Below are 24,328 nucleotides of genomic sequence, written 5' to 3'. Positions count from 1 at the left end.
TGCCGCTGCCCGAGCCACACGCGCTCAGCAACGGAATGCCCGCACCGGCGAGCAACGCGGCACCACCCACACCACGCAGCACACTGCGCCGGCTGGGCGAAGGAAGAGAGAGACCCGAGGGGGAGAGGTCCATGTACGGCTCCTGAAGGCAGGGTTCGGCCGCCACTGCGCCACGTCGAAATAAGTCGAAACCGACCAGAAATCAACTCGACCGAACATCGTGGCGGTAATAACAGCCCCAAATCCGGTCATGGGTCAAGAGTTCCCCTGGAGCTTTGTGGAAACGTAACCGTCACACCCGCGATCACCCTGTTCGATCATTCGAACAGATCGGGACGCAGGGTGACCTACTGGATACGCACGGTCTTCGACACCGTCACCTGATCGATGTCCGACGTCCTGACCGTGACGTTCATCGTCCAGGTCCCGGCGATGGGCAGCGTGACCGAGTTGGTCCCCCAGTAGCCGCCCTGATCGGTGAGTTTCGCGTCCAGCGGGCCGACCTTCTGGGCGGGGAGGGTGAACGAGAGCCGCAGCTCGGGGATGCTGACGATGCCGTCGTCGGGGCCGAAGACCACGGCCTGCACGGAGTTGTCGCCGACCCGGCCCGGGTCGAGAGTGATCTGCACCTTGCCGTGCGCCCCGGGAGTGCCGACGTCGAAGGGCACCATCGTGACGGAGGCCGCGGGCAGCCCGCCGGCGGTCGCGGGAGCGGCCTCCGCCTCGGCCGCCGCGCGTCCCGGCAGGGTGCCGCCGAGCACGGTGGTGATCACCAGCACCACGACGCCGACGGCGACCTCGGCGAGCACCGACCGGCGGAGGGCGCGGCGCGGGACGGAGCCGTCGGCGGCGGAGGCGGGCGCGTCCGGCGCGGCGGGCAGCGACGGACCGCCCACGGGCTGCGGCACCCGTTCCCGTACGACCGTCTCGGCGCCCGCCGCGACCAGCCGGGCCGTCCAGCGGCGCGAGACCTGCGCGGCCGCCAGCAGCAGCGCCACGGCGGCCAGCTTGACGAGCAGCAGCCGGCCGTACGTCGTCCCGGTGAGCGCGCTCCAGGAGCCGAGGCCGCGCCAGGACTGGTAGACGCCGGTGGCGACCAGGACGCTCACACAGACGAAGGCCAGGCGGGAGAATCGGGCCACGACAAAAGCGGGGACCTCGGTGCGGTGCAGCTGGATCAGCAGCGCCGCGAGGCCGCCCAGCCAGACCGCCATGGCCAGCAGGTGCAGCACCGTGGACACCATCGCCACGGGCACCTGGATGCCCGCCGAGGCGTGTTCGGCGGCGGCCCAGGTGAGGGCGAGGGCCACGGCGAAGGCGGTGGCGGCGACGAGCGGGAGGCGCGGGGCGCCGCGAAGGGCGCCGGGAACGGGGCTGTCGGGCTCCTGGAGGGCCTGGCGGGGGGCCGGCGGACCCTGGGCGCCCGGAGGCTCGGTGGAAGCCTGTGAGCGGTCCTCAGGTTCGGCGCCCTCGGACCGGGTGCCGGACTCGCCGGCCTCCTGCCCCCCGGGCCGCTCCTGGCTCGCGCTCCGCCCGGCCTCTTCCGCTCCGGCCGTCGGCAGCAGGCGGGCCCGCGCCGGGTGTTTGCGAAGCAGTACGTACGCCACGGCCGCGAGCAGCAGCAGGGTGAGCCGGGCCAGCAGGGCCAGGCCCGGACGGCCGGTGAGGGTCCGGGTGAAGGCGGCGGGGTCGAAGGCCGTCGCCGGGCCCGTGCCGTTCTCGTACGGGGCGCGCAGCACCAGCAGGACCACGGTGGTGCCCAGCAGGATCCACCAGCCCACCACCAGCGGCTTGCGCAGCGGGCGCGCGTCCGTCGGACGGCACAGCAGGGCGAAGGCGGCGGTGCCGATGACCAGGGCCACGGCGAGGTAGGCCAGATAGCGGCCGATGTTGTACAGGCTCTGGGTCGCCGGGTTCTCGACAGGACCCGTGTCGACGCTCGCCGTCGTCGCGGAGGGTTTGCCGACGGAGAAGGTGAACGCGCCGCCCACGGGGTGGCTGTCCGCCGACACCACCCGCCAGGCCACCACGTACGTCCCCTGCTCCAGCTTCGCCGGCAGGGTCACGCTCGCCGTGTCGGAGCGGCCCTGCGCGTGCCCGGCCCCGCCGATGCGGACCCGGCGGTTGTCGGGGTCGAGGACGCGGAAGGAGTCGTCGAGCAGGCCGACGGACTCGGTGAAGGTGAGGGTGATGCGCTGCGGGGCCGACTTCAGGACGGTTCCGTCCTCGGGGTCGGTGGACTTGAGGGCCGCGTGGGCCGACGCGGGCCCCGCACTACCCAGGACGAGCAGGACCAGGAGGGCGCCGAGCAGCAACAGCCCCCTGAGCCCACGCCGGTCGAGTCGCCGGAGTCCCCGGCCGTCCACACCCTCACACTCCACGTCGTCTCTCCGTCGTCGGACTCGCCGCCTTCCCGATACGTACGGACGTGAGCCGCCGTGTGCTCACCACGTGGGCCGCGCGCACACCCCGCCGTCGACGAGCAGGTCGTGCCCGGTCACCCAGGAGGCCAGCCGCGAGGCGAGGAACACGCAGGCGTCCCCGACGTCCTCCGCCCGCCCCAACCGCCCGAGCGGCACGGCCCGTTGCCACCGCTCCACGCCCTCCGGCCAGGCCTCCGCCAGCCCTTCGCGTCCGATCAGGCCGGGCGAGACGGTGTTGACGCGGATGCCGAACCGCCCGTACTCCAGCGCCGCCGACCGGGCGTGCATCACGACGGCCGCCTTGGAGGCGCTGTAGTGGGCGTGCAGCGCGGCGGGTTGGCGTGCCTCGATGGAGGCGATGTGGGTGACGGAACCGCCGTCGCGCTCCCGCATGACCTCCGCGGCGGCCTGTGTGCAGGCGAACACGCTCGACAGGTTGGTGTCCACGACCGCCCGCCAGTCACCGGCCGTCATCCCGGGCAGCTCCTGCGTCGGCTGTACGGCCGCGTTGTTGACCAGCGCGTGCAGCCCGCCGCCCCATTCGGCCGCCTCGCCCACCACCCGCCGGCACACGTCCTCGTCGCTGAGATCCCCGCGCAGGACGACGGCCCGGCCGCCCGAGTCCTCGATCCGCGCGGCCACTTCACGCGCCGCCTCGACTGACGTACAACAGTGGAGGGCGATCGCCGCGCCCTCCTCGGCGAACCGCAGCGCGATGCCCCGTCCGATGCCGCCGCCCGCGCCGGTGACCAGGGCGACCTGTCCTTCGAGTAGACTCATGGCCGGCACAGTCCCGCGATCTGGGCCGCCCGGTCGGGATACCGCGCCGTGAGAGCGTCCGCGTCCCCGTGCTCGTAGCCCTCGAAGGTGAATCCGGGTGCCATCGTGCACCCGAACAGGGTCCACGCCCCGCCCGCGAGGACCCGCGCGCCCATCCAGGTGCCGGCCGGCACGGTGAACTGGATCCCCTGGCCGCCCAGGACGTCCGGCCCGAGGACCGTCGTCCGGGAGGTGCCGTCGGGGGCGAGGAGCAGGAGTTCGAGCGGGTCGCCGAGGTAGAAGTGCCAGATCTCGTCGGTCGGCAGGCGATGCAGGGCGGAGAAGTCGTCCGCCGTGAGCAGCGCGACGATCGCCGTCCCCTCGGGCCGTCCGTCGGGTCGCTCGGGTCCCGCCCAGGTCTGGCGGAACAGACCGCCCTCGCGCGGGATCGGCTCCAGGCCGTAATGGGAAATGAGCTCTTCGGGAGTCACCCGGGGAAGGCTACCGTCCGGTCGCGGAATGCCAGTTGAGCCGTCTTCTCGGGCAGGCGCACGTCGGGGAGGTCGATCTCCGGCAGCACGACCACCGGGCCCGCCTCGAAGCCCTGCCGCAGGAAACGGGCGATCGCCTTCTCGTTGCGCACATCGGGATCGACGACGATCCGTCGCCGCCCGAGCCCCGGCAGGACGTACGCCGTAACGGCCGTGAGCAGCGCACCCGACCACCCCGGCCGGGCACCGCCCTCCCCCGCCGGCGCGAGCAGCAGATGGATCCCGATGTCCCCGTCCCGCACCGCGTAGCACTCGCTGACGCGGTCGGCCTCCGGCTCGTAGGTCTGCAGCAGCGCCACCGGGTCGCCGTCGTGGACGACCAGGAAGGCGTGATGGGTGGCGAGAGCGGCCATGTGCGCGTAGATCTCGGCGACCTCCTCCCGGCCGAGCCCGTTCATCCCCCAGAACACGGCCCGCTCCTCGCTCACCCAGCGGTGGACGACCTCCGCGTCCGCGTCCGGGTCCAGCGGCAGGACCCGGACGGTGCCGAAGCCGTCCAGACGCTGCTCGTGGACGGCGGATCGGGACTCGTACGGATCAGACATCGCTCTCCTTGGTGAGCTGCTCGAAGTCGGTGACGACCGGGATCAGATCTCCCCCGGCCCACAGGGGGAGTTGATCGCGGTGGTGGGGCGAGCCGGGCATCCCGGAGGCCCCGAAGGGCACCACCCACCGGCTGTCCTCCCGCCGCGCCAGGTCCCACACGTAGCGGGCGGCGGGGCCCCGCGCGCTCAGGTCGGTCAGCCCGGGCACGGCCGAGGTGCACAGCACGCAGTCGTGGTCGCCGGAGAGAGAGGGTTCGTCGTACGAGGTGGTGGTGAGCGCACGCCAGGGAGCGAGCCGGTGGCTCGCGCCCCAGGGGGCGGCGGGCGGCCGGGCGGCCACCTCCTCCAGGGCCGCCGCCACCGCCGCGGACCGGTCGACGCCGTACAACTCCTCGGCGCGCAGCAGGTGTTCGAGGGCGAAGGCGATGCGGGGGAGCAGGGCGAGCCAGGGGAGGAGGACCTCCGGGTAGGCGGGCGGGGCCGCCAGTGCGGCGAAGGCGGGGTGTGCGGCGAGCTGCCGTACGACCGCGCCGCGCACCGCCGCGTAGCGGGCGGCGTCGGCGCTGTCCGCGTCCATCCGGCGGTCCCACGCCAGGAGACGGTCACGCAGGGCGGTGGCCTCGGGGGTCAGGTCGGTCAGGGCCGCGAGGTGGTCCAACAGGGGTCCGGCGGAGGCGAGATGGGTGTCGGTGTGGATCGCGGGCATGTCGGCGGCCGACCAGTGGTCCTTCTCCGCGAGCAGGGCGGCGATGCGGTCGGCGCGGTGGGGCGGGGCGAACTCGACGCCGAGAGGGGTGGCGAGGCCGCGCTGGTTGGCCATCACCGCTACGGCGCCGGTGAGTTCGGCGCGAGGGGTCTCGTGCCGGCCGCGCCACTCGTGGCCGGGCTCCCAGGCGGGGACGAGGCGGGTGCGGTTGGCCTCGGAGCGCAGGGGGACGTGGCCGGCGACCCGGTGCAGGACTCCGCCCTCGGTGTCGGCGGCCAGAACGACGTTGACGGGCTCGGCCCACAGGTCCAGGGCCCGGTCGACATCGGCGACCCGGCGGGCCCGGAGGAGGGGGAGGAGGGCGCCGAAGCCCAGGTCCTCGGTCACCCGGGGCGGATAGCGCAGGGCGAGGGCCAGGGGTTCGCCGTCGGGGACCCCGCCGTCGAGCCCCTCCGGGCCCCCGGCGATCACCGGCCCCCGTTCCGTCTCGAGCACCTCGACCTCGACGGGCGCCTCCCCCGCCACCGCCACGGTCTCCACCTGACGGAACGCCCGCCGCCACACCCCGTCCGGGCCGAGGGCCTCCACGCCCGCGCCCGTCCGCCGCAGCCGCTCCCGGTAGAGGTCCTGGTAGTCGGCCATGGCGTTGGTGATGGCCCAGGCGACCGTGCCGGCGTGGCCGAAGTGGGCGATGCCCGGGACACCCGGGACGGCGAGGCCGACGACGTCGAATTCGGGACAGGAGAGATGGATCTGCTGGTAGACGCCCGGGTCCTCGATGAAGCGGTGCGGGTCGCCGGCGATCACCGCGTGCCCGGTCGTGGTCCGCGCCCCGGCGACCAGCCAGCCGTTGCTGCCGGCGGTGGCGGGACCGTCCGTGGCGAAAAGGGCCACCGAGGCCGGTCCCAGGTGCCGTACCGTCTGCTCGCGCCAGAGCTTCGCCGGGAACCCCGCGAACAGGATGTGCGTGGCGAGCCAGACGCCGAGCGGGGTCCAGGGCTCCCAGCGGCCGGGGGCGAGACCGGTCCGGGCGAACTCGGGGGCGGTGGTGGCGGGCAGTTCCTGGTTGACGCCGTCGACGTACGCGGCCACCCACTCCACGGTCTCCGGGTCCCGCTCCTGCAGGGCCGTCCAGCAGCGCCGGGCGGTGTCGTCGAGGCGGGCGCGGCGGACGAACACGTCCCAGGACAGCGCCTCCGGGCCCAGGAAGGAGGCCGAGGTGCCCCGCACGCGGTGCCGCTCTACCTCCAGCTGCCAGGCGCGGTCCCGGGCGGTCACCACCCCCTGCGCGCGGGCGAGTTCACGGACGCCGTCGGCCCGCAGATGCGGGATGCCCCATGCGTCCCGGTGGATCTCGGTCGCCACCCTGTTCCCCTTCGGGTCTGATCTTTTAGGTAAGGCTTGCCTAACAACTTGTGTCGGAATCGTACGGGAGGTGTGCGGGGTCGATGAGACAGGGGCGGGCCCCGCGCTCACATGGAGCTCCGCCCCGTACCGAGGGATGATCGGGGTCATGGACGTCACCCTTCACCTCGCCCAGGACCCCGCGGCCGACGCGCTCCTCGGGCGGTCCCCGCTCGCCGCGCTGGTCGGGATGCTGCTGGACCAGCAGGTCCCGATGGAGTGGGCGTTCAAGGGACCCCGCACCATCGCGGACCGGCTCGGCGCCGACGACCTGGACGCGCACGAGATCGCCGCGCAGGACCCGGAGGCCTTCGCCGCGGTCCTCTCCGAGAAACCGGCCGTGCACCGCTACCCCGGCTCCATGGCCAAGCGGATCCAGCAGCTGTGCCAGTACCTGGTCGAGCACTACGACGGCAACGCCGAGCTGGTGTGGAAGGGCGTGGCCGACGGGCGTGAGCTGCTGCGACGCCTGGAGGAGCTGCCCGGCTTCGGCCGGCAGAAGGCGCAGATCTTCCTCGCCCTGCTCGGCAAGCAGCTGGGCGTGACGCCCGACGGGTGGCAGGAGGCCGCCGGGGCCTACGGCGAGGCGAAGTCCTTCCGGTCCGTCGCCGACATCACCGGGCCCGAGTCGCTGGCCCGGGTGCGGGCGCACAAACAGGAGATGAAGGCCGCCGCCAAAGCCGCGAAGTCCGCCAAGGCGGGGAAGTCCGCCGGGAAGTAGCCGCGAAGACCGCCGGGAAACAGGCGTCAGCCGACCGGCTCAGCGGCTCCCTGTCGATCCTGCTGGGCCTGTTCTGCCTACGCGGCCCGATGCGCTCGATCCTGCTGCCGGCCCCGTGGATCGGCATCGGCCGGCTGATCCGCGGGATCACCCAGACCCTGGCCGCCGCGCACGACCCGGCGATGCCGGCCCGCGACTGGCAGGCGCTGCTCGGCGTCCCGACCTTCGTCGCCGGGATCGTCCTGATCGACTCCCCCTTCGAGTCCGTCGCCGTCCTGGCGGTCGCGGTCGGCGTGGTCGAGATCGTCACCGCGCTGCGCATCAAGGGCCGGGCGGACCGGGTCCCGCGCACGGTGTAGCCCGTACGGGCGGATCCTGGGCCCCGCAGGTCGATCACCGCGCGTGTCGGGGCAGACACCTGCCGTGAGCACCGCACGAGACCTCCCGCGCAGCCGCACCTGGCTGCGGGTCCTCGTGCTGCTGCTCGCCCTCCTGGTGCCCGGCGAGACCCACACGGCCGCTCCGGTCCCGGTGCCGGCCGAGTGCGTCCAGTGCGACGCCGCCGAGGCGGCCCTGCCTCCCGTGGTCCGCGCCGCGGCCCGGGCGGTCGTACCCCTGCGGCCCGCGCCGCTGCCGGACCCGGCTCCCGAGGAGCCCAGGGTGACTGCGACGGCCGTCCTGCCCCGGGCACCGCACGCCCTGCGCACCGTGGTCCTGCGCTGCTGACCGACCCCGCTCCGGAAAACGTCAGCACCTACGCGAGGAACACAGCCATGCCCACCGACCCGTACGCGGTCCTGCGCGCCCTGCTGCGCGCCGAGGCCGCGCGCAGCACACCGAAACCTGAAGTGAATCGACCGGAGCCCGAGCGGTCCCCGCAGGAACGGGACCGCTGACCCGGCGGCCCGGCGGGGCTACCGCCTGCGCCGGGCCGTCCCGAACAGGGAGCGGGTGATCTCGCGGCCGATCTGCGTGCCGACGGAGCGGGCCAGGGACTTGAACATGCCGCTGCCGACGACCTGTTCGACCATGGACGGCTGGGGTTTGGGCTTCGGCGTCCGGGCCGCCTCCCTCATCTCGTCCGGTCCCTTGGCGCCGGCGGGCTTGTCGGACGTCAGCTTCTCGTACGCCGACTCCCTGTCCACAGCCTGTGCGTAACGTCCGTACAGCCGCGAGGACCTGACCGCCCGGCCGAGGGCGCCCGTGTCGACCGGGCCCATCAGGGACTCGGGGGCGCGCAGCCGGGTCGCGGCGACCGGGGTGGGGGCGCCCTTCTCGCTGAGGACGGTCACGACGGCCTCGCCCGTGCCGAGCCCGGTGAGCAGCTCCTCCAGGTCGTAGGCGGAGTTCGGGAAGGTCTTCACCGTGGCCTTGAGGGCCTTCTGGTCGTCGGGGGTGAAGGCCCTGAGCGCGTGCTGGACGCGGTTGCCGAGCTGGCCCAGGACGTCGGACGGTACGTCCTTCGGGGTCTGGGTGACGAAGAAGACGCCGACTCCTTTCGAGCGAATCAGCCGGACGGTCTGGGTGATCGAGTCCAGGAAGGCCTTCGAGGCGTCGTTGAAGAGCAGATGCGCCTCGTCGAAGAAGAAGACCAGCTTCGGCCTCTCGGCGTCGCCGACCTCGGGCAGGTCGTGGAAGAGGTCGGCCAGCAGCCACATCAGGAAGGTGGAGAACAGCTGCGGCCGGTCCTGCACGGCGGGCAGCTCCAGGACCGAGACCACGCCCCGCCCGTCCGGCGCGGTCCGCAGCAGATCGGCGGTGTCGAACTCCGGTTCCCCGAAGAAGTCGGCCATGCCCTGTGCCTCGAAGGCGGTGAGGGAGCGCAGGATGACGCCGGCCGTGGCGGTGGACAGCCCGCCGACGGTCCTCAGCTCGGCCTTGCCCTCGTCGGAGGTGAGGAAGGCGACGACCGCCCTCAGGTCCTTCAGATCGATCAGTTCCAGCCCTTTCTGGTCGGCGTAGTGGAAGATCAGTCCGAGGGACTGCTCCTGGGTCGGGTTGAGCTGGAGCACCTTGGACAGCAGCACCGGGCCGAAGCTGGTGATCGTGGCCCGTACGGGGATGCCGTGACCGAGTCCGCCGAGGGCGTAGAACTCGGCCGGGAAGCCGGCCGGCGTCCACTGCTGATGGACCTGGCCGGCGCGTCCCGTCACGCGCTCGTCCGGCTGCCCCGGCGCGGAGATCCCGGACAGGTCGCCCTTCACGTCGGCCAGGAAAACGGGCACGCCCTGGGCCGAGAGCTGCTCGGCGACCAGTTGGAGGGTCTTGGTCTTGCCGGTGCCGGTGGCGCCCGCGACCAGGCCGTGGCGGTTGAGCATCGGCAGCGGGATGCGGACCTGCGCGTCCGGCAGACAGGCGCCGTCCCAGAGCAGGGCGCCCAGGTCGAGGGCCGGTCCCGAGAAGGCGTAACCGGAGGCGATCTCCAGGGCCTCGCGGGGCAGGGCGGGCGCGCTTCCGGGCGCCTCGGCAGCGGTGGCCCCAGGCATGGTCTCGCTGTCACTCATCTCGGACCCCTGTTCCCTTGTGCCCGGCTTTGCGACGTCTTTTCCAGCGTCGCACTCCGTCTCCATGGCTGCGCCCGGAACGTCTGGACCGGTAGGCTTTCCGTGTGATCTTCAAGCGCATCGGAAACGGCCGGCCGTACCCCGACCACGGCCGGGAGAGCACCCGGCAGTGGGCGGACGTCGCGCCACGCCCGGTCCGCCTCGATCAGCTCGTGACGACCAAGGGGCAGCTCGACCTGGAAACCCTCCTGGCCGAGGACTCGACCTTCTACGGCGATCTGTTCGCCCATGTCGTCAAGTGGCAGGGCGATCTGTACCTGGAGGACGGCCTCCACCGCGCGGTGCGGGCGGCGCTCCAGCAGCGCCAGGTACTGCACGCGCGCGTGCTCGAGCTGGACTGACGCGCGCCGCGGTGAGGCGGTTCGGCAAGGGCTTGGCCCTTTCGGGTTCACCTGTGCGGCGTCGAATGATCATCTAGTAGGCATCGCCGCTCGGGCGCACTACGCTGCGCTCATGAGCATGCTGACTCCCCCGGGCATGGGCGGGAAGTACCGGATCACGGGGGACAAGTACCCACGGATGCGACAGCGCCGCAGGCGCGGCCGGCTGGTGCTCGCCGTGGTGGCCTCCGTCGTCGCGCTCGGGGTGATCGGCTGGGGCACGCTGCAGCTCATCGACGTCTTCACCGGCGGCAACAAGAAGGCCTCCGCCGCGGGGCCCAAGTCGGACTGCTCGACGCGGGTGAGCGCGTCGGCGAAGACGTCCGCCTCGCTGCCGAAGCCCGCGCAGATCACCGTGAACGTCTACAACGCCACCACCCGCAGCGGGCTGGCCAAGACCACGGCCGACGAGCTGCGCAAGCGCGGCTTCAAGATCGGCGACGTGGGCAACGCGAGCAAGGACTACGACAAGAAGGTCAAGGGCGCCGGGATACTGCTCGGCCCCGCGTCCGCGGTGAACACCTCGCTGCCCGTGCTCGGCACACAGCTGGCAGCCGCCGAGAAGCGCACCGACACCCGCAAGGGCACCGACGTCGACCTGATCATCGGGGACGCCTTCAAGAACCTCACGAGCACGGCGGACGCCGACAAGGCCCTGGCCACGCTGACCGGGCCCCAGCCGACGCCGACGTCCTCGAAGAAGAGCTGCTGAAGAAGTTCGAAGAAGGGCCGCTGAAAAGAAGGGCCGCTGAAAGGCCGTCCTACTCGGCCGCGCCGTACAGCCGGTCGCCGGCGTCGCCCAGGCCCGGCACGATGTAGCCGTGCTCGTTCAGGCGCTCGTCCACCGCGGCCGTGACGACCGTGACCGGCGTGCCCGCCAGTTCGCGTTCCATGAGCTCGACGCCCTCGGGGGCGGCCAGCAGGACCACGGCCGTCACGTCGTCCGCGCCGCGCTTGATCAGCTCATGGATCGCGGCCACCAGGGTGCCGCCCGTGGCCAGCATGGGGTCCAGGACGTAGACCTGGCGGCCGGAGAGGTCCTCGGGCATGCGGGAGGCGTACGTGGACGCCTGCAGCGTCTCCTCGTTGCGGATCATGCCCAGGAAGCCCACCTCGGCCGTCGGCAGCAGCCGGACCATGCCGTCCAGCATGCCGAGTCCGGCCCGCAGGATCGGCACGACCAGCGGGCGCGGCCGGGACAGCTTCACACCGGTGGTCCGGGCGACCGGGGTCTCGATGTCGATGGCCTCCGTGCGCACGTCGCGCGTGGCCTCGTAGGCGAGCAGGGTGACCAGCTCGTCGGCGAGACGGCGGAAGGTCGCGGAGTCGGTGCGCTGGTCGCGCAGCGTGGTGAGCTTGTGGGCGACCAGGGGATGGTCGACGACGTGGAGACGCATGACCTAACAGTAACCGCGCTCGATGCGCCCTCGCGCTGGCATCAAACCGCCCATCAGGGGGAAAGTGGGAGGGACGCACGTCGGGGTGGTGAGCCTATGCCTGAGCCTGAGTCCCAACAGGACGCGTCACAGCAGCAGACCGACGCCGAGCGCAGGCGCCGCCGGGCCCAGTTCCTGCGGGAACGCGCCGAGGCGCGCGAGTTGCGGGACCGCGTGCAGCCGCGGCGGGCCAAGGTCGCCCGGCTGCGTCACGCCATGCGTATGCGCACCTTCCGCTGGTAGCCGCGAGCGGCCGGGGGAGACGCAAAGGACCGACCGGGTGCGTGCGCACGGGATTCGCCGCGTACGATCCCGCTGGTGGTCGATCAAAACGGGCGGACACAGGGAGCCGAAGACGTCCCCTGAACGCATTGTTTCTGCCACGATTCCGAGTGGGTGGGGCTCGGCCCCGGCTTTTCCCCGCCCAAGCCTCCGCCGGGGGGACCCCCAACCGGCACGCCTATGACCAGTGGGAGAGTCACGGTGTACTTCGCCGCACTGCTCGCGCGCACCGAAGACGGGTGGGAAGCGAGCGACACAGAGCTCCTCGACAATGTGGAGACGCTGTCGGATCTGGCCGACCTCGCACGGGAGGCCGCGGCCGAGGACGACACGGTGCTCGTTCTGATCGAGCAGGAGGACGCCTGGTTCGGCGTCGTCCGCATCGACGGCGAGGACGACCCTCGTATCTACGTCTCGGACGCCGCCGCCGCTGCCCGCAGCAGTTACGGCGAGATCCTGCTCACCGACGAACTGCTCGGAAGGGAGCCCGGCGACGACGGTCCCGACCTGGACGCCCTCGACCTCGACGGCACCGAGGACGGGGAGGACGAGGACGACGGCGAGGACGACGACACCCCGTCCGCCGAGGCGGTGCCGCACAGCCCCGTCGGCGACGCCGAGATCCTCGACGACCTCGGGGTCAGCGCCAAGGAGCTGCGCTCGCTGGACGAGGACGCGCTGACCGCGATCGCCGAGGCCCTCGGCGCCTCGGAGGTCCTGGAGACCGTCCGCTGACGGCGGCGGACCCCGTACGTGACCGCTGGCGGGCCGCGATGCGGCTCGCCCTGGCCGAGGCCGGACGGGCGGGCACCGACGTGCCCGTGGGCGCCGTCGTCCTGGCCTCGGACGGTACGACCGTGCTGGGCGCCGGACACAACGAGCGCGAGGCGAGCGGCGATCCGACGGCGCACGCCGAGGTCCTCGCGATCCGCAGGGCCGCCGCCGACCTCGGCGAGTGGCGGCTCGCCGGGTGCACGCTCGTCGTCACCCTCGAACCCTGCACGATGTGCGCGGGCGCGATCGTGCAGTCCCGCCTGGACCGGGTGGTCTACGGCGCCCGCGACGAGAAGGCCGGCGCGGCCGGGTCCCTCTGGGACGTCGTACGCGACCGGCGGCTCAACCACCGTCCCGAGGTGATCGAGGGCGTGCTCGCCGAGGACTGCGCCCGGCTTCTCACCGAGTTCTTCCGGGGCCGCTGAATACCGATTTCTGAGCACGGCTCACGGTGCTGTAAGGTCTCCCTCGGTAGCGTGTCCGAGCGGCCGAAGGAGCTCGCCTCGAAAGCGAGTGTGGCGCAAGTCACCGAGGGTTCAAATCCCTCCGCTACCGCTTCTGAAGGGCCCCGTCGAAAGACGGGGCCCTTCGTGCGATCATGTGCGGTCGTTGGGCTACGAGTGACCAGGGGAGGCCGCGATGGCGGTGAACGCGAAGAAGATCGCCGTCTATGTGCTCGTGGTCTTCGCCCTGTACGTGATCATCACAGACCCGGCCAAGGCCGCCGACTACGTCCAGATAGGGTTCGAGGGCATCTCGGACGCCGCGAAGGCCATCGGTGACTTCTTCACCTGGCTGGCCAACGGGGCCCACTAGCCAGGAGCGCACATGATCCGCCACCTCGTCCTGTTCAAGCTCAACGAGGGCGTCGAGCGCGACGACCCGCGGGTGGTGGAGGGCGTCGAGGCCTTCCGCTCGCTGGACGGCAGGATCCCGGAGATCCGCTTCTGGGAACTGGGCTGGAACCTCAGCGACCGTCCCATCGCCTACGACTTCGCCATCAACTCCGGGTTCGAGGACGCGGCCGCGCTGCGCGCCTATGTGGGGCACCCCGAGCACCAGGCCGGTGTGACCCTGTGGAAGGAGTTCTCCACCTGGGTGATCGCCGACTACGAGTACTGAGCCCGGACGCTCAGCGACACCGAGCCTCCCGCCCGTCGGCGGGAGGCTTTCGTGCGTCTTTCGCACCAACTCGCCCCTCAACACGGCGTAACACATCGTTATGAGGTGCTTGCACATAGTGCACATCTCTTGTGATGCTATGACCGCTTTTGACAGATGAGTTGATCGATGAAGAGGTGGCGTTGACCGTGTCGGCCAGTACTGCGCCTCCCCAGGAAGCCGTCGCCGAAGCCGACGCCGAAGCCGTCGGGGAAGCCGCAGTGGAAGCCGTCACGGAACCCCCGGCGGCCCCCGCCGCCGCGCCGCGCAGCCGCGGGGCCGACACCCGGGCCCTCACCCAGGTGCTCTTCGCCGAGCTCAAGGAGTTGCCGCCCGGCACCCCGGAGCACGACCGGGTGCGCGGCGCGCTCATCGAGGCCAACCTCCCCCTGGTGCGCTACGCCGCCGCCCGCTTCCGCTCCCGCAACGAGCCTATGGAGGACGTCGTCCAGGTCGGCACCATCGGGCTCATCAACGCCATCGACCGCTTCGACCCGGACCGGGGCGTGCAGTTCCCGACCTTCGCCATGCCGACGGTGGTCGGGGAGATCAAGCGGTACTTCCGGGACAACGTCCGCACGGTCCACGTACCGCGCCGGCTGCACGAGCTGTGGGTGCAGGTCAACAGCGCGACGGAGGACCTGACCACGGCGTTCGGGCGCTCCCCCACCACCGCCGAGATCGCCGAGCGGCTGCGCATCACCGAGGAGGAGGTGCTGTCCTGCATCGAGGCCGGCCGCTCCTACCACGCCACCTCGCTGGAGGCCGCGCAGGAGGGCGACGGGCTGCCGGGACTGCTGGACCGACTCGGCTACGAGGACCCGGCCCTGGACGGCGTCGAGCACCGCGATCTGGTCCGGCATCTGCTCGTCCAACTCCCGGAACGCGAACAGCGAATCCTTCTGCTGCGCTACTACAGCAATCTCACCCAGTCGCAAATCAGCGCGGAACTCGGGGTCTCCCAGATGCACGTCTCCCGACTACTCGCGCGTAGCTTCCAGCGGCTGCGATCCGCGAATCGGATCGAGGCATAAGAGGCGCACGGGCGCACGCTCCGGAACACACCGGAACGCCCCAGTTCGCAAGCAGGATCGAGAGGTAACCGGTACGAGCGAATCGCTCACCAGGGACGTTCCCGACAGTTCTGTGCCGAAAAACGCTCAGACCCCCTCTTTCCAGGGCCGTTTCGCATCTCGCATGTCGACATGTCACTACAGCGTGTTGCCGACATGTGACATTCTTCCGCCAGTGCGTTTGCCGCGGCTTCGGCTCCGGTATTCAGGTGAAGGCTGAACTCCTCGCCAGGGGAGGTTCGGCCGCGACCGTCCCGCGACCCAGAGGGGGTGGCATGTCCGCAGATCAGGGCAGCTCGAAGGTGCTCACGCTCACGAAGAGCGAGACCGCGCCCGACGCCGTTCTCGACGACGTCACGGTCCTGGAGGCCGTGCCGGCCCCGGCCCTTCCGGCCTCCTCGGAGGCCATCGACACCCGCACCCTGTCCCGCTCCCTCTTCCTGCGGCTGGCCGCGCTGGACGAGAACAGCCCCGAGCGCATGTACGTCCGGGACACCCTGATCGAGCTCAACCTCCCGCTCGTGCGGTACGCGGCGGCCCGGTTCCGCTCGCGCAACGAGCCGATGGAGGACATCGTCCAGGTCGGCACGATCGGCCTGATCAAGGCGATCGACCGGTTCGACTGCGAGCGGGGCGTGGAGTTCCCGACCTTCGCGATGCCGACGGTCGTGGGCGAGATCAAGCGGTTCTTCCGCGACACCTCGTGGTCGGTGCGGGTGCCGCGCCGGCTGCAGGAGCTGCGCCTGGCCCTCACCAAGGCCAGCGACGAGCTCTCGCAGAAGCTGGACCGCTCCCCGACCGTCCCCGAACTCGCCGCCGTGCTCGGCGTGTCCGAGGAGGACGTGGTCGACGGCCTCGCGGTCGGCAACGCGTACACCGCGTCCTCGCTGGACTCGCCGGCCCCGGAGGACGACGGCGGCGAGGGCTCGCTGGCGGACCGGCTGGGTTACGAGGACACGGCGCTGGAGGGCGTCGAGTACCGCGAGTCCCTGAAGCCGCTGCTGGCCAAACTCCCGCCCCGGGAGCGGCAGATCATCATGCTCCGCTTCTTCGCGAACATGACCCAGTCGCAGATCGGCGAGGAGGTCGGCATCTCCCAGATGCACGTCTCCCGCCTGCTCACCCGCACCCTGGCCCAGCTGCGCGAGGGCCTGATCTCGGACTGAGCGCGGAACGGGACCCGGGGTCCTCCCGGGACGAGATGAACACGCGGCCGTCGAGGCGCCCTGACCGGCGCGTCGACGGCCGTCGTCTGCCTGGGCGCATGCGGTGGCGGCGGGCTCGAGGGCTATACCGCCCACCGCGCGCGGTGGGCGGTCCGCGGAACTCCGGCTGAGAGCGGAACGGAACCCCGGGGGTTCTCCCGAGACGACCTGGACACGCGGCCGTCGAGGCGCCCTGACCGGCGCATCGGCGGCCGTCGTCTGCCTGGGCCGCATGCGCTGGCGGCGGACGCGAGGGCTATACCGCCACCGGCGCGGGCGGCGGTCCACGGAACTCCGGCTGAGAGCGGAACGGAACCCCGGGGGTTCCTTTTTGACGGAGCGTCAGCCACCATGGCGCGATGCTGCGAGCGACTCCCGGGACGACATGGACACGTGGCCGTCGAGGCGCCCTGATCGGCGCGTCGGCGGCCGTCGTCTGCCTGGGCGCCACACTGGCGGCGTGCGGGGGCGACCAACGCGAGGGCTATACCGCCACGGGCGCGGTGGGCGGTCCGCTGGTCTCCGGTTCGGCGGTCCCGACGGGCGGGGTGACGCTAGTGCCGCTGGAGCGGCCCGGGGCGACTACGGGCGGGAGTGGGGCGCCTGCGCCCGCGAAGGGCGACCGCGGCTCGGGCGCGGGGAGTGGGGACCCGGCGGGGAGCACCCCGGCCGCCGGGGATCGGGGCACACCGAGCAGCGCCCCGGCGGCCGGGACTTCCGGTGCGCAGGTCGGGGGTGCCGAGTCCGGTCGTACGGCGCCCACTTCGCCGCCCGCGACGGCAACTCCCGCTCCGACGGCCCCCGTCGGGCCCGCCGCGCTGAGCTGGGGTGAGCCGGTGCGTACGGCCACCGACCGGCGGTGGTGCGAGGACGTCGAGCTGACCTTCGTCAACTCGGGCGGAACCGCGGTGCGTTCGGGCACGGTGACGTTCGGGACGCACATCATCGGGCTGCTCGGCATCGACTGGGGGACGGTCGAGTCGGCCGAGCGGCTTCCGCTGCCGATCGGGGCCGGGGCGCGCAAGGAGAAGACCTGGACGGTGTGCGTCGACGCCTGGCGCGTGCCGCTGGGCATGCACGTCGAGACGCGCGACGTCACCGTCCAGTGGAAGTAGAGCGGTGAGTTACATCAGGGCGAGCCACGCCACCGCGGCGACGACCGCGACGGCCACGACGACGCCGACGATCAGGCCGATGCGGGGGCCCGCGGGGGCGGCGGGGGCCTGCTGCTGCCGGCCCTGCGGTCCCTCGTCCACGAACGCACGGAACATCTGCGTGCTGCCGGCGGGGTCGTAGTTGCCCTGGGGGTTCTGGGGGTTAGCCATAGCCCGAGACCCTAGCGAATAGGCGAGGGGGACCCAAGTGGGGGCCCTCCGGCCCCGGCGACCCGCCCCACCTGCGCATTTACTTTCGCAATACTTGTCTTTGCCAAGTTTTTATACCGATCACACCCCTATTTGTTTGCCTGCAGCAACCAACAACTTCTATGGTTGCCCCAAGCAACGAATGCGGGAGGTGTGATGGCCGAGCGGGTGCAGTACGAGGAGTTGATGCGCCAGTTCAGCGCCTTCGGTGCCGTGAAGCGGGAGATCGGACGGATCATGCCGTCCGACTGCCCGAGCGGCAGCGCCGCCGTACTGACCCTGCTGGGCCGCTTCGGCGACATGCGCATGAGCAAGCTGGCCGACCTCCTCGCCGTGGACATGTCGGTCACCAGCCGCCATGTCGCGCACCTCGCGGAGCGCGGCTGGATCGACCGCTCCCCCGATCCGGCGGACAAGCGGTCCCGGATCGTGCACCTCACCCCCGCGGGCCTCGCCCGCCTGGAGGCGCTGTCCGAGCGGACCACGCAACTGCTCGCCGAGCGGCTCGCCGACTGGAGCGACGAGGAGGTCGCCCAGCTCACCGGCCTCATGGCCAGGCTGCGCGCCAGCTTCGACGACAGCCGCCTCGCCGCGCTGCCGCCCCGGCTCCCGCCGCCCGCCCCCGCACTCGAACCGACCACCCGTACACCCGCGAGCACATAAGAAAAGGAAGCCCATGGCAACGACCACACCAGCCGGTGTGCGGGCTCATGCCAAGCACTGGGGAGCGGCCGGTGCCGGCGACGCCCCGATGACGCACCGGCAGATCATGGAGGCGCTCTCCGGGCTGCTGCTCGGCATGTTCGTGGCGATCCTGTCCTCCACGATCGTCACCAACGCGCTCCCGCACATCATCAGCGACCTCGGCGGCGGCCAGTCCGCCTACACCTGGGTCGTCACCGCCTCCCTGCTGGCGATGACCGCGACCACGCCCCTGTGGGGCAAGCTCGCCGACCTCTACAGCAAGAAGGCGCTCGTCCAGATAGCCCTGGTCGTCTACGTACTGGGGTCGATGGCCGCCGGCCTCTCGCAGAACCCGGGCATGCTGATCGCCTGCCGTGTCGTGCAGGGCATCGGCGTCGGCGGTCTGAGCGCGCTCGCCCAGATCGTCATGGCCGCGATGATCTCCCCGCGTGAGCGCGGCCGTTACTCCGGATACCTCGGCGCGACCTTCGCCGTCGCCACCGTCGGCGGCCCGCTGCTCGGCGGCGTCATCACCGACACCTCGTGGCTGGGCTGGCGCTGGTGCTTCTACGTCGGCGTCCCCTTCGCCGTCATCGCGCTGATCGTGCTGCAGAAGACCCTGCACCTGCCCGTCGTGAAGCGGGACGTGAAGGTCGACTGGGCCGGCGCGACCTTCGTCGCCGCCGCCGTCTCGCTGCTCCTGGTCTGGGTCACCTTCGCCGGCGACAAGTACGACTGGATCTCCTGGCAGACCTACGCGATGGTCGGCGGTTCGATCGTCCTCGGTCTGGTCTTCGTGCTCGTGGAGTCGAAGGCGAGCGAGCCGATCATCCCGCTGCGGCTGTTCCGCAACCGCACCATCACGCTGGCCTCGCTGGCCTCGCTGTTCGTCGGTGTCGCGATGTTCACCGGCACGGTGTTCTTCAGCCAGTACTTCCAGCTGGCCCGCGACAAGTCCCCGACGATGTCGGGTGTGATGACCATCCCCATGATCGGCGGGCTGTTCGTCTCCTCCACCGTCTCCGGGCAGTTCATCACCCGCACCGGCCGCTGGAAGGCCTGGCTGGTCAGTGGTGGCGTCCTGGTGACGGCCGGCCTCGGGCTGCTCGGCACCATCCGGTACGACACGGCCTACTGGAAGATGTCGATCTTCATGGCCATGCTGGGTCTCGGCATCGGCATGATGATGCAGAACCTGGTGCTGTGCACGCAGAACCAGGTCGACCCGTCCGACCTCGGCTCGGCCAGCTCCACGGTCACCTTCTTCCGCTCCCTCGGCGGTGCGGTCGGCGTCTCGGCGCTGGGCGCGGTGATGGCCCGCCGGATCACCCACTACGTCTCGGACGGCGTCGCCGCCCTCGACCCCAAGTACCGGGCGGCGCTGGCCGGTTCCAGCTCCTCCGCGGACAGCATCCCGGACCTGGGCAAGCTGCCGGCCCCCGTCCGCACCCTCATGGAGAGCGCGTACGGCCACGGCATCGCCGACGTCTTCCTGATCGCCGGCGGCCTCGCGGCCGTCGCGTTCCTGATCACCCTGTTCATCAAGGAGGTCCCGCTGAAGACCAAGGGCGCCCTGGCGCAGGCCGCGGACGCGGAGCGGACGCCGGCCCCGGAGCAGGCCGAAGCGGCCGCCGAGGCCCCGGTCGCCGCACAGGCTTCCGCCGCCGGGCACGTCCCGAGCTGGGCCGTGTCCGACACGGAGACCGCGGCCGACGGCACGCAGAAGCTCGCCGCGGTGGCCACCATCGCCCGGCCCGAGGCGTCCTCCGAGGGGGGCTCCGGCGGGATCCCGGTGCGCGGCTTCGTGCGCGGCGCCGAGAGCGCGCCGGTGCCGCAGGCCGCCGTCACGCTGATCTCGCTGGCCGGACGGCAGCTGGGCCGCTCGGTGACGCAGTCGGACGGTTCGTACGCGGTGGACGCGCCGAGCGTCGGGTCGTACGTCCTGATCGCCTCCGCGGACGGGTTCCAGCCGCAGGCGTCCACGGTCGTGGTGAACGGCGAGCCGGTGTCGTACGACATCCTGCTCAGCGGCACCAGCGAGCTGAACGGGCTGGTGCGGGCCGCGGAGAACGGGCTGCCGGTCAAGGACGCCATGGTCATCGTGACCGATGTGCGCGGGGATCTGCTGGCCACCGGAAACACCGGTGAGCAGGGCGAGTTCTCCTTCGCCGAGCTGGTGCCGGGGCAGGTCACCATCGCCGTGAACGCCGCCGGGTTCCGGCCGCGGGCGCTGCCCGTCGAGGTCGGCGGGGCCGGGGTGACCCGGATCGAGGTCGACCTGGACTCCGGGGCCCAGCTGCAGGGTGTCGTACGGGCGCCGCACGGGCCGCTGGCGGACGCGCGGGTCACGCTGGTCGACGCGGCCGGCAACGTCGTGGGGACCGCGACCACCGGGGCGGACGGGGCGTACGCCTTCACCGACCTGAACAGCGGCGACTACACGGTCATCGCGACCGGCTACCCGCCGGTGGCGACGGCCCTGACGGTGAACGGCCGCGGGGTCGACGGCCACGACATCGAACTGGCCCACCCGGCCGAGTAGTTCGAACTCCGGCCCGTGGTGGTGACGCGCTCCGCTTCTCGGACGCGTCCCCGCCACGGGCCGGTTCTCTTGAGACCGACAGCTTTCGCAGGGAGAAACGGGATGGGACTGACCGCGAGGATCCGTACGCGGGACGGATGGGCCGTGTCGCACGCGGTCGTCACGGTGACCGACATGACCGGCGCGCAGGTGCTGCGGGCCGAGGCGGACGCCGAGGGGGCCGTACGGGACACGACCGCGCTGACCCCGGGGCCGTACGTCGTCATCGTCACCGCCGTCGGGTACGCGCCCGCCGCCTCCACGGCGATCGTCACCGCGAGCGGCCGGGCCGAGCTCGGGAACGTGACGCTGGCCCGGCAGGGCGGCACCGAGCTGCCGCCGCCCGGGCCGTGGACCATCGACCCCGCGCACTCCTCGGTGGGCGCCATCGCCCAGCACCTGGGCATCTCCAGCGTCCACGGCCGCTTCACCGACTTCGCCGGGCGGATCGAGATCGCGCCGGACGAGGTGGAGAAGTCGCGGGTGGAGGCGGTGATCCGGGCGGCCTCCATCGACACCGGCAACGGCATGCGCGACGACCATCTGCGCTCGCCGGACTTCCTGGACGCCGAGAAGCACCCGGAGATCACCTACCGGTCCTCCGGGCTCACAGCGGCGGGCTCCGACCGCTGGACCGTGCACGGGGAACTGACCCTGCACGGGGTGGTCCGGCCGGTGGACCTGGACCTCGCCTACCTGGGCACGGGCGCCGACCCGTGGGGCGGCACACGCGCCGCCTTCCGCGCGACGACCGAACTGCGGCGCGAGGACTTCGCCATGAACTACAACCAGATCGTCCAGGCGGGCATCGCCGCCATCGGCACGACACTGCGCGTGGAGCTGGACATCCAGGCCGTACAGGGGGAGTCCCTGCCGCAGGCGTAGGCCCGGCGGGAGCGGGCCGAGCGGGGGCCGTCCGCCTAGGCTGGCCCCATGGCACCGAACATCGCTACGAACACGACCGTCTCGCTGGACGAGTTGCTGGACTTCGTACGGCCGCGGCACCGCGCGATCCTGCTCACCCGACGCGCCGACGGCAGCCCGCAGGCCTCGCCGCTGACCTGCGGGGTCGACGACTCGGGGCGGATCGTGGTCTCCACGTACCCCGAGCGGGCGAAGACGCGGAACGCGAAGCGGGACGACCGGGTCAGCCTGGTGGTCCTGAGCGACGAGTGGAACGGGCCCTGGGTCCAGATCGACGGCACCGCGGAGGTCATCGACTCGCCCGACTCCGTGGAGCCGCTGGTGGAGTACTACCGCAACATCGCCGGTGAGCATCCCGACTGGGACGAGTACCGGGAGGCGATGGTCAAGCAGGGCAAGTCCATCATCCGGGTCACGCCGGAGCGGTGGGGGCCGGTGGCCACCGGCGGCTTCCCGGCACGGCTGGCCACGCCGGACGCCTGAGGGCTAGCGGCAAGGCCGTGAAGTTTGCGGTGGGGGCGGGTTGTCAAGGGCCTGTGGGCGCGAGGATGTTGATGCCGGTGGTGGCTTTGTAGCTGGTCCGGTCGATGTGAGGGCCGCGGGCCTGGTATTTGGAGATCGCGCGTTTGACGATGCGGGGGCTGACGCGTAGCCGCCGTGCGGGCAGCAAGCCGGCCAGGACCTGTCGGCCGATGGTGCCGGCGAGATCGATGACCGTGTCGGCGATGACGCCCGCGGCCTGGATGACCAGGTCGCGGGCGGTCTGCCAGGCGATGCTGAAGCTGGCGCGGTCGGGATCGGTGCCGGGCCGGGTGCTGGTGGCGTCCGCCATGGCGGTCCGCAGCAGCTGATAAACGACCAGCAGGGCGTAGATCTCCTGCTCGATGCCGTCGGGGGTGCGGGCCCGCAGGACCCGGCCGCCGAGGATGGTCGACTTCAGTTCCAGGTAGGCCGTTTCGATCTCCCAGCGCTGGTGATACAGCGCGGCCAGTTCGGCTGCCGGGTGGCGGTGGTGGTCGAGCAGGGTGGTGGCCAGCCGGTAGAGGCCGGCATGCTTCCCGGCGGTGGTGGTGACCGTGATCTCGCAGTCGATGACGCGGACGGGAAGGCCGCCCAGGGCGGAGAGGCAGGAGCCGTCCCGGTAGCGGGCCAGGACGGGCATGCGGCGGCCGTTTTTGAGCCGGACCAGGACCTCGGCGCCGGTGGCAGCGATGTCGGCCACGAGCTTTTGGGCGCCGAAGTTGCGGTCGGCGAGGAGGATCATCCCAGGCCGCAGGCTGGGCAGCAGGCGCGGGGCGTAGGTGGTCTCGCCCGCGGTGGTGGGTCCGAACACCGCGTCGATGAGGGTGCGGGTGCCGCAGGCGACCAGGGCGAGCAGGCGGACCTGTGGGTATCCGGTCCCGCCGTGGTTGCCGGCCTGCTTGGTGAACCGGGTCATGACGGCGGGGGTGTCGGGGACCGTCAGGGTGGTGCCGTCGAGTGCAGCCACCAGCAGGCCGTGCCAGCGGATCCCTGGCCCGTGCGCGGTCGCGGCCGGGCCCCGCAGCAGGTCGAACAGCCACCGCAGCGGTCTGCTGCCGACGCGGCGTCGGGCCTGGGCCAGCGCACTCGCCGACGGCGAGACCACCGGCAGCCCGGCCAGTGCTCCCGTGAGCTTGCGCCACACTCCCGGACAGCCGGCCTCCGGGAACAGGCACCCGGCCAGGACCAGGTACACCACGACCCGGGAGGGCAGATCCCGCAGCCGCGACTGCACCGTCCTGGTCGCACTCAGCGCCGCATCGACCATCTCGAAGGGCACCAGCTGGGTGAGTTCACCGAGGTGACCGGGCGCAAACCGGCCTCCGGCCACCGTGACGGTACGCGTGATGGCACACTGTTCGGACAGCGGAGCCTCCGGTCCTGTGAACGGCTTGTCTTGGTCGACTGCCAGTTCTACCGGGGCTCCGCTCCTCACGTCCGCCGAAACCGCACCTCAAGGCCCCCTGGACAACCCCACCCGATCCATAACTTCACGGCCTTGGGGCTAGCGGGGCTTGTCGGTCATCGCCTCGATGCCCGCGATCAGCAGGTCCAGGGCGAAGGTGAAGTCCCGCGCCCGCATCTCCTCCACCGTGTCACCGCCCCGGGCCGCCATGATCTCCTCGTTCTCCTTGACGATCTCGGCGGCCTCCGGTGACCGGGTCACCGCGCTCATCGCGTGCTGGAAGTACTCGTCCTGGGTCATGCCCGCCTCCGTGCACCGGGCGATGAAGTGGCCCTCGATGGTGCCGTAGCCGTACACGAACTGGAAGACGAGCGAGATGGCGCCGGTCAGGCCGTGCACCGGCAGGCCGGTCTTGCGGATGACCAGCTGCATGACCCGGGAGAAGGCCAGCGAGTTCGGGCCGATGTTGAGGAACGTGCCCGCCAGCGGGGACAGCCAGGGATGGCGGACCAGCAGGGAGCGGTACTCCGTCGCCAGCGTGCGCAGCTGCTCGCGCCAGTCCTCGTCGGTGTCCGGGTCGGGCAGGGTGAGTTCGCCGTAGGCGGCGTCCAGGGCGAGTTCGAGGAGGTCGTCCTTGGTGTCGACGTACCAGTAGACGGACATCGCCGTGACGTGCAGCTCGGCGGCCAGTCTGCGCATGGAGAACTTCGCCAGCCCCTCGGCGTCCAGGAGCCGCACGGTCACCTCGGTGATCCGGTCCCGGTCCAGGCCCGACGGCTGTCCGCCGCCGCGTCCGCCCCGACGGACCTTGCCCTCGAGCCACACACTGGTCCGCACGGCCCGCTCGGCTGCCCTCACCATGGC

Annotated in this window: 27 protein-coding genes, 1 tRNA gene and 1 pseudogene; 19 read left to right on the top strand and 10 right to left on the bottom strand. The window is 71.6% G+C overall.

The genetic code is table 11. From position 1 onward, the window contains the following. Positions 1–347: 347 nt before the first annotated feature. From MKW14_RS39015 to MKW14_RS38995, 5 genes are all read right to left on the bottom strand, one after another. The gene (locus MKW14_RS39015; RefSeq protein ID WP_240871255.1) at positions 348–2,315 is read right to left on the bottom strand and encodes a copper resistance CopC/CopD family protein; all 1,968 of its coding nucleotides are present in this window, start codon (positions 2,313–2,315) and stop codon (positions 348–350) included. Positions 2,316–2,444: 129 nt separating this feature from the next. Continuing rightward, positions 2,445–3,203 carry an SDR family NAD(P)-dependent oxidoreductase gene (locus MKW14_RS39010; protein WP_240871252.1) on the bottom strand — a complete coding sequence of 253 codons (759 nt, stop codon included), beginning with the start codon at positions 3,201–3,203 and terminating at the stop codon, positions 2,445–2,447. Beyond that, on the bottom strand, positions 3,200–3,673 hold the full coding sequence (locus tag MKW14_RS39005; protein ID WP_240871251.1) for a cupin domain-containing protein: 474 nt from the start codon (positions 3,671–3,673) through the stop codon (positions 3,200–3,202). Before MKW14_RS39005 ends, MKW14_RS39010 begins: the two co-directional genes overlap by 4 nt. Beyond that, the gene (locus MKW14_RS39000) at positions 3,670–4,278 is read right to left on the bottom strand and encodes a GNAT family N-acetyltransferase (RefSeq protein ID WP_240871250.1); all 609 of its coding nucleotides are present in this window, start codon (positions 4,276–4,278) and stop codon (positions 3,670–3,672) included. Before MKW14_RS39000 ends, MKW14_RS39005 begins: the two co-directional genes overlap by 4 nt. Beyond that, positions 4,271–6,349: a penicillin acylase family protein gene (locus tag MKW14_RS38995; RefSeq protein ID WP_240871249.1), complete on the bottom strand. Its 2,079-nt coding sequence runs from the start codon at positions 6,347–6,349 to the stop codon at positions 4,271–4,273. The genes MKW14_RS39000 and MKW14_RS38995 overlap by 8 nt, the downstream gene beginning before the upstream one ends. Before the next feature lie 148 nt (positions 6,350–6,497). On the opposite strand from MKW14_RS38995, the gene MKW14_RS38990 reads away from it, so the two are divergent. From MKW14_RS38990 to MKW14_RS41155, 4 genes and pseudogenes are all read left to right on the top strand, one after another. Then, positions 6,498–7,109: an HhH-GPD-type base excision DNA repair protein gene (locus MKW14_RS38990; protein ID WP_240871248.1), complete on the top strand. Its 612-nt coding sequence runs from the start codon at positions 6,498–6,500 to the stop codon at positions 7,107–7,109. Positions 7,110–7,147: 38 nt separating this feature from the next. After that, positions 7,148–7,468 (top strand): annotated as a pseudogene (locus MKW14_RS38985) (DUF308 domain-containing protein); the annotation flags it as partial. A gap of 64 nt (positions 7,469–7,532) precedes the next feature. After that, a complete protein-coding gene (locus MKW14_RS38980) occupies positions 7,533–7,835 on the top strand; it encodes a hypothetical protein (RefSeq protein ID WP_240871246.1) in 303 nt (100 codons plus the stop codon). Between the two features lie 47 nt (positions 7,836–7,882). Further along, on the top strand, positions 7,883–8,005 hold the full coding sequence (locus MKW14_RS41155) for a hypothetical protein (RefSeq protein ID WP_276623164.1): 123 nt from the start codon (positions 7,883–7,885) through the stop codon (positions 8,003–8,005). 18 nt (positions 8,006–8,023) lie between these two features. Here the strand turns inward: MKW14_RS41155 and MKW14_RS38975 are convergent, their stop codons facing one another. Then, positions 8,024–9,613: a helicase HerA-like domain-containing protein gene (locus MKW14_RS38975; protein ID WP_240871244.1), complete on the bottom strand. Its 1,590-nt coding sequence runs from the start codon at positions 9,611–9,613 to the stop codon at positions 8,024–8,026. Between the two features lie 104 nt (positions 9,614–9,717). Between MKW14_RS38975 and MKW14_RS38970 the strand changes: the two genes are divergently transcribed. Next, positions 9,718–10,014 (top strand): type II toxin-antitoxin system VapB family antitoxin, encoded by a 297-nt coding sequence (locus MKW14_RS38970; protein WP_003999914.1) that lies wholly within the window; start codon positions 9,718–9,720, stop codon positions 10,012–10,014. A gap of 112 nt (positions 10,015–10,126) precedes the next feature. After that, the gene (locus tag MKW14_RS38965; RefSeq protein WP_240871243.1) at positions 10,127–10,765 is read left to right on the top strand and encodes a LytR C-terminal domain-containing protein; all 639 of its coding nucleotides are present in this window, start codon (positions 10,127–10,129) and stop codon (positions 10,763–10,765) included. Between the two features lie 49 nt (positions 10,766–10,814). Here MKW14_RS38965 and upp read toward each other — a convergent pair whose 3' ends face one another. Continuing rightward, on the bottom strand, positions 10,815–11,450 hold the full coding sequence (gene upp, locus MKW14_RS38960; protein WP_240871242.1) for a uracil phosphoribosyltransferase: 636 nt from the start codon (positions 11,448–11,450) through the stop codon (positions 10,815–10,817). A gap of 96 nt (positions 11,451–11,546) precedes the next feature. Between upp and MKW14_RS38955 the strand changes: the two genes are divergently transcribed. The 9 genes from MKW14_RS38955 to MKW14_RS38915 all read left to right on the top strand — a co-directional run bounded on the left by MKW14_RS38955 (position 11,547) and on the right by MKW14_RS38915 (position 17,099). Beyond that, a complete protein-coding gene (locus MKW14_RS38955) occupies positions 11,547–11,732 on the top strand; it encodes a hypothetical protein (protein ID WP_133049738.1) in 186 nt (61 codons plus the stop codon). A gap of 240 nt (positions 11,733–11,972) precedes the next feature. Then, on the top strand, positions 11,973–12,506 hold the full coding sequence (locus MKW14_RS38950) for a tRNA adenosine deaminase-associated protein (protein ID WP_240871254.1): 534 nt from the start codon (positions 11,973–11,975) through the stop codon (positions 12,504–12,506). 38 nt (positions 12,507–12,544) lie between these two features. Beyond that, positions 12,545–12,970, top strand: a complete 426-nt coding sequence (gene tadA / locus MKW14_RS38945) for a tRNA adenosine(34) deaminase TadA (protein WP_240871241.1) — start codon at positions 12,545–12,547, stop codon at positions 12,968–12,970. Between the two features lie 45 nt (positions 12,971–13,015). Next, positions 13,016–13,100, top strand: a tRNA-Ser gene (locus MKW14_RS38940). A gap of 84 nt (positions 13,101–13,184) precedes the next feature. After that, positions 13,185–13,361, top strand: a complete 177-nt coding sequence (locus tag MKW14_RS38935; protein ID WP_232655055.1) for a hypothetical protein — start codon at positions 13,185–13,187, stop codon at positions 13,359–13,361. Positions 13,362–13,373: 12 nt separating this feature from the next. After that, positions 13,374–13,667 (top strand): Dabb family protein, encoded by a 294-nt coding sequence (locus tag MKW14_RS38930; RefSeq protein ID WP_240871240.1) that lies wholly within the window; start codon positions 13,374–13,376, stop codon positions 13,665–13,667. A 164-nt stretch (positions 13,668–13,831) separates the two neighbouring features. Beyond that, a complete protein-coding gene (locus MKW14_RS38925; protein WP_374116661.1) occupies positions 13,832–14,740 on the top strand; it encodes an RNA polymerase sigma factor SigF in 909 nt (302 codons plus the stop codon). Between the two features lie 314 nt (positions 14,741–15,054). Then, positions 15,055–15,945 carry an RNA polymerase sigma factor SigF gene (locus MKW14_RS38920; RefSeq protein ID WP_240871237.1) on the top strand — a complete coding sequence of 297 codons (891 nt, stop codon included), beginning with the start codon at positions 15,055–15,057 and terminating at the stop codon, positions 15,943–15,945. A gap of 398 nt (positions 15,946–16,343) precedes the next feature. Further along, positions 16,344–17,099: a hypothetical protein gene (locus tag MKW14_RS38915; RefSeq protein ID WP_240871233.1), complete on the top strand. Its 756-nt coding sequence runs from the start codon at positions 16,344–16,346 to the stop codon at positions 17,097–17,099. Positions 17,100–17,108: 9 nt separating this feature from the next. Here MKW14_RS38915 and MKW14_RS38910 read toward each other — a convergent pair whose 3' ends face one another. After that, positions 17,109–17,309, bottom strand: coding sequence for a hypothetical protein (locus MKW14_RS38910; protein WP_240871232.1), 201 nt, complete (start codon positions 17,307–17,309; stop codon positions 17,109–17,111). 195 nt (positions 17,310–17,504) lie between these two features. On the opposite strand from MKW14_RS38910, the gene MKW14_RS38905 reads away from it, so the two are divergent. From MKW14_RS38905 to MKW14_RS38890, 4 genes are all read left to right on the top strand, one after another. Next, positions 17,505–18,011 carry a MarR family winged helix-turn-helix transcriptional regulator gene (locus tag MKW14_RS38905; RefSeq protein ID WP_240871230.1) on the top strand — a complete coding sequence of 169 codons (507 nt, stop codon included), beginning with the start codon at positions 17,505–17,507 and terminating at the stop codon, positions 18,009–18,011. A gap of 88 nt (positions 18,012–18,099) precedes the next feature. Further along, complete coding sequence (locus MKW14_RS38900) at positions 18,100–20,574, top strand: MFS transporter (RefSeq protein ID WP_502628188.1); 2,475 nt, start codon at positions 18,100–18,102, stop codon at positions 20,572–20,574. Between the two features lie 102 nt (positions 20,575–20,676). Continuing rightward, the gene (locus MKW14_RS38895; RefSeq protein WP_240871226.1) at positions 20,677–21,498 is read left to right on the top strand and encodes a YceI family protein; all 822 of its coding nucleotides are present in this window, start codon (positions 20,677–20,679) and stop codon (positions 21,496–21,498) included. 48 nt (positions 21,499–21,546) lie between these two features. Then, a complete protein-coding gene (locus MKW14_RS38890) occupies positions 21,547–22,020 on the top strand; it encodes a PPOX class F420-dependent oxidoreductase (protein WP_240871225.1) in 474 nt (157 codons plus the stop codon). Between the two features lie 43 nt (positions 22,021–22,063). Here MKW14_RS38890 and MKW14_RS38885 read toward each other — a convergent pair whose 3' ends face one another. Both MKW14_RS38885 and MKW14_RS38880 read right to left on the bottom strand, forming a co-directional pair. Then, on the bottom strand, positions 22,064–23,389 hold the full coding sequence (locus tag MKW14_RS38885; RefSeq protein WP_240871221.1) for an IS4 family transposase: 1,326 nt from the start codon (positions 23,387–23,389) through the stop codon (positions 22,064–22,066). A gap of 174 nt (positions 23,390–23,563) precedes the next feature. Beyond that, a complete protein-coding gene (locus tag MKW14_RS38880) occupies positions 23,564–24,325 on the bottom strand; it encodes a TetR/AcrR family transcriptional regulator (RefSeq protein WP_240871217.1) in 762 nt (253 codons plus the stop codon). Positions 24,326–24,328 lie beyond the last annotated feature (3 nt).

The sequence above is a fragment of the Streptomyces gilvus genome (assembly GCF_022513565.1).
Lineage (GTDB): Bacteria > Actinomycetota > Actinomycetes > Streptomycetales > Streptomycetaceae > Streptomyces > Streptomyces gilvus.
The sequence above is the reverse complement of the archived record's forward strand: the minus strand, read 5'-3'. Positions and strand labels throughout refer to the sequence as shown.

Coding starts and splice junctions, on each gene's coding strand:
- upp (WP_240871242.1), bottom strand. CDS start 11,450: ATGCGTCTCCACGTCGTCGACCATCCCCTGGTCGCCCACAAGCTCACC.
- MKW14_RS41155 (WP_276623164.1), top strand. CDS start 7,883: ATGCCCACCGACCCGTACGCGGTCCTGCGCGCCCTGCTGCGCGCCGAG.
- MKW14_RS38965 (WP_240871243.1), top strand. CDS start 10,127: ATGAGCATGCTGACTCCCCCGGGCATGGGCGGGAAGTACCGGATCACG.
- MKW14_RS38975 (WP_240871244.1), bottom strand. CDS start 9,613: ATGAGTGACAGCGAGACCATGCCTGGGGCCACCGCTGCCGAGGCGCCC.
- MKW14_RS38920 (WP_240871237.1), top strand. CDS start 15,055: ATGTCCGCAGATCAGGGCAGCTCGAAGGTGCTCACGCTCACGAAGAGC.
- MKW14_RS38955 (WP_133049738.1), top strand. CDS start 11,547: ATGCCTGAGCCTGAGTCCCAACAGGACGCGTCACAGCAGCAGACCGAC.
- MKW14_RS38890 (WP_240871225.1), top strand. CDS start 21,547: ATGGCACCGAACATCGCTACGAACACGACCGTCTCGCTGGACGAGTTG.
- MKW14_RS38915 (WP_240871233.1), top strand. CDS start 16,344: ATGCTGCGAGCGACTCCCGGGACGACATGGACACGTGGCCGTCGAGGC.
- MKW14_RS38895 (WP_240871226.1), top strand. CDS start 20,677: ATGGGACTGACCGCGAGGATCCGTACGCGGGACGGATGGGCCGTGTCG.
- MKW14_RS38910 (WP_240871232.1), bottom strand. CDS start 17,309: ATGGCTAACCCCCAGAACCCCCAGGGCAACTACGACCCCGCCGGCAGC.
- MKW14_RS39010 (WP_240871252.1), bottom strand. CDS start 3,203: ATGAGTCTACTCGAAGGACAGGTCGCCCTGGTCACCGGCGCGGGCGGC.
- MKW14_RS38935 (WP_232655055.1), top strand. CDS start 13,185: ATGGCGGTGAACGCGAAGAAGATCGCCGTCTATGTGCTCGTGGTCTTC.
- MKW14_RS38880 (WP_240871217.1), bottom strand. CDS start 24,325: ATGGTGAGGGCAGCCGAGCGGGCCGTGCGGACCAGTGTGTGGCTCGAG.
- MKW14_RS39000 (WP_240871250.1), bottom strand. CDS start 4,278: ATGTCTGATCCGTACGAGTCCCGATCCGCCGTCCACGAGCAGCGTCTG.
- MKW14_RS38930 (WP_240871240.1), top strand. CDS start 13,374: ATGATCCGCCACCTCGTCCTGTTCAAGCTCAACGAGGGCGTCGAGCGC.
- MKW14_RS38990 (WP_240871248.1), top strand. CDS start 6,498: ATGGACGTCACCCTTCACCTCGCCCAGGACCCCGCGGCCGACGCGCTC.
- tadA (WP_240871241.1), top strand. CDS start 12,545: ATGCGGCTCGCCCTGGCCGAGGCCGGACGGGCGGGCACCGACGTGCCC.
- MKW14_RS38905 (WP_240871230.1), top strand. CDS start 17,505: ATGGCCGAGCGGGTGCAGTACGAGGAGTTGATGCGCCAGTTCAGCGCC.
- MKW14_RS38900 (WP_502628188.1), top strand. CDS start 18,100: ATGACGCACCGGCAGATCATGGAGGCGCTCTCCGGGCTGCTGCTCGGC.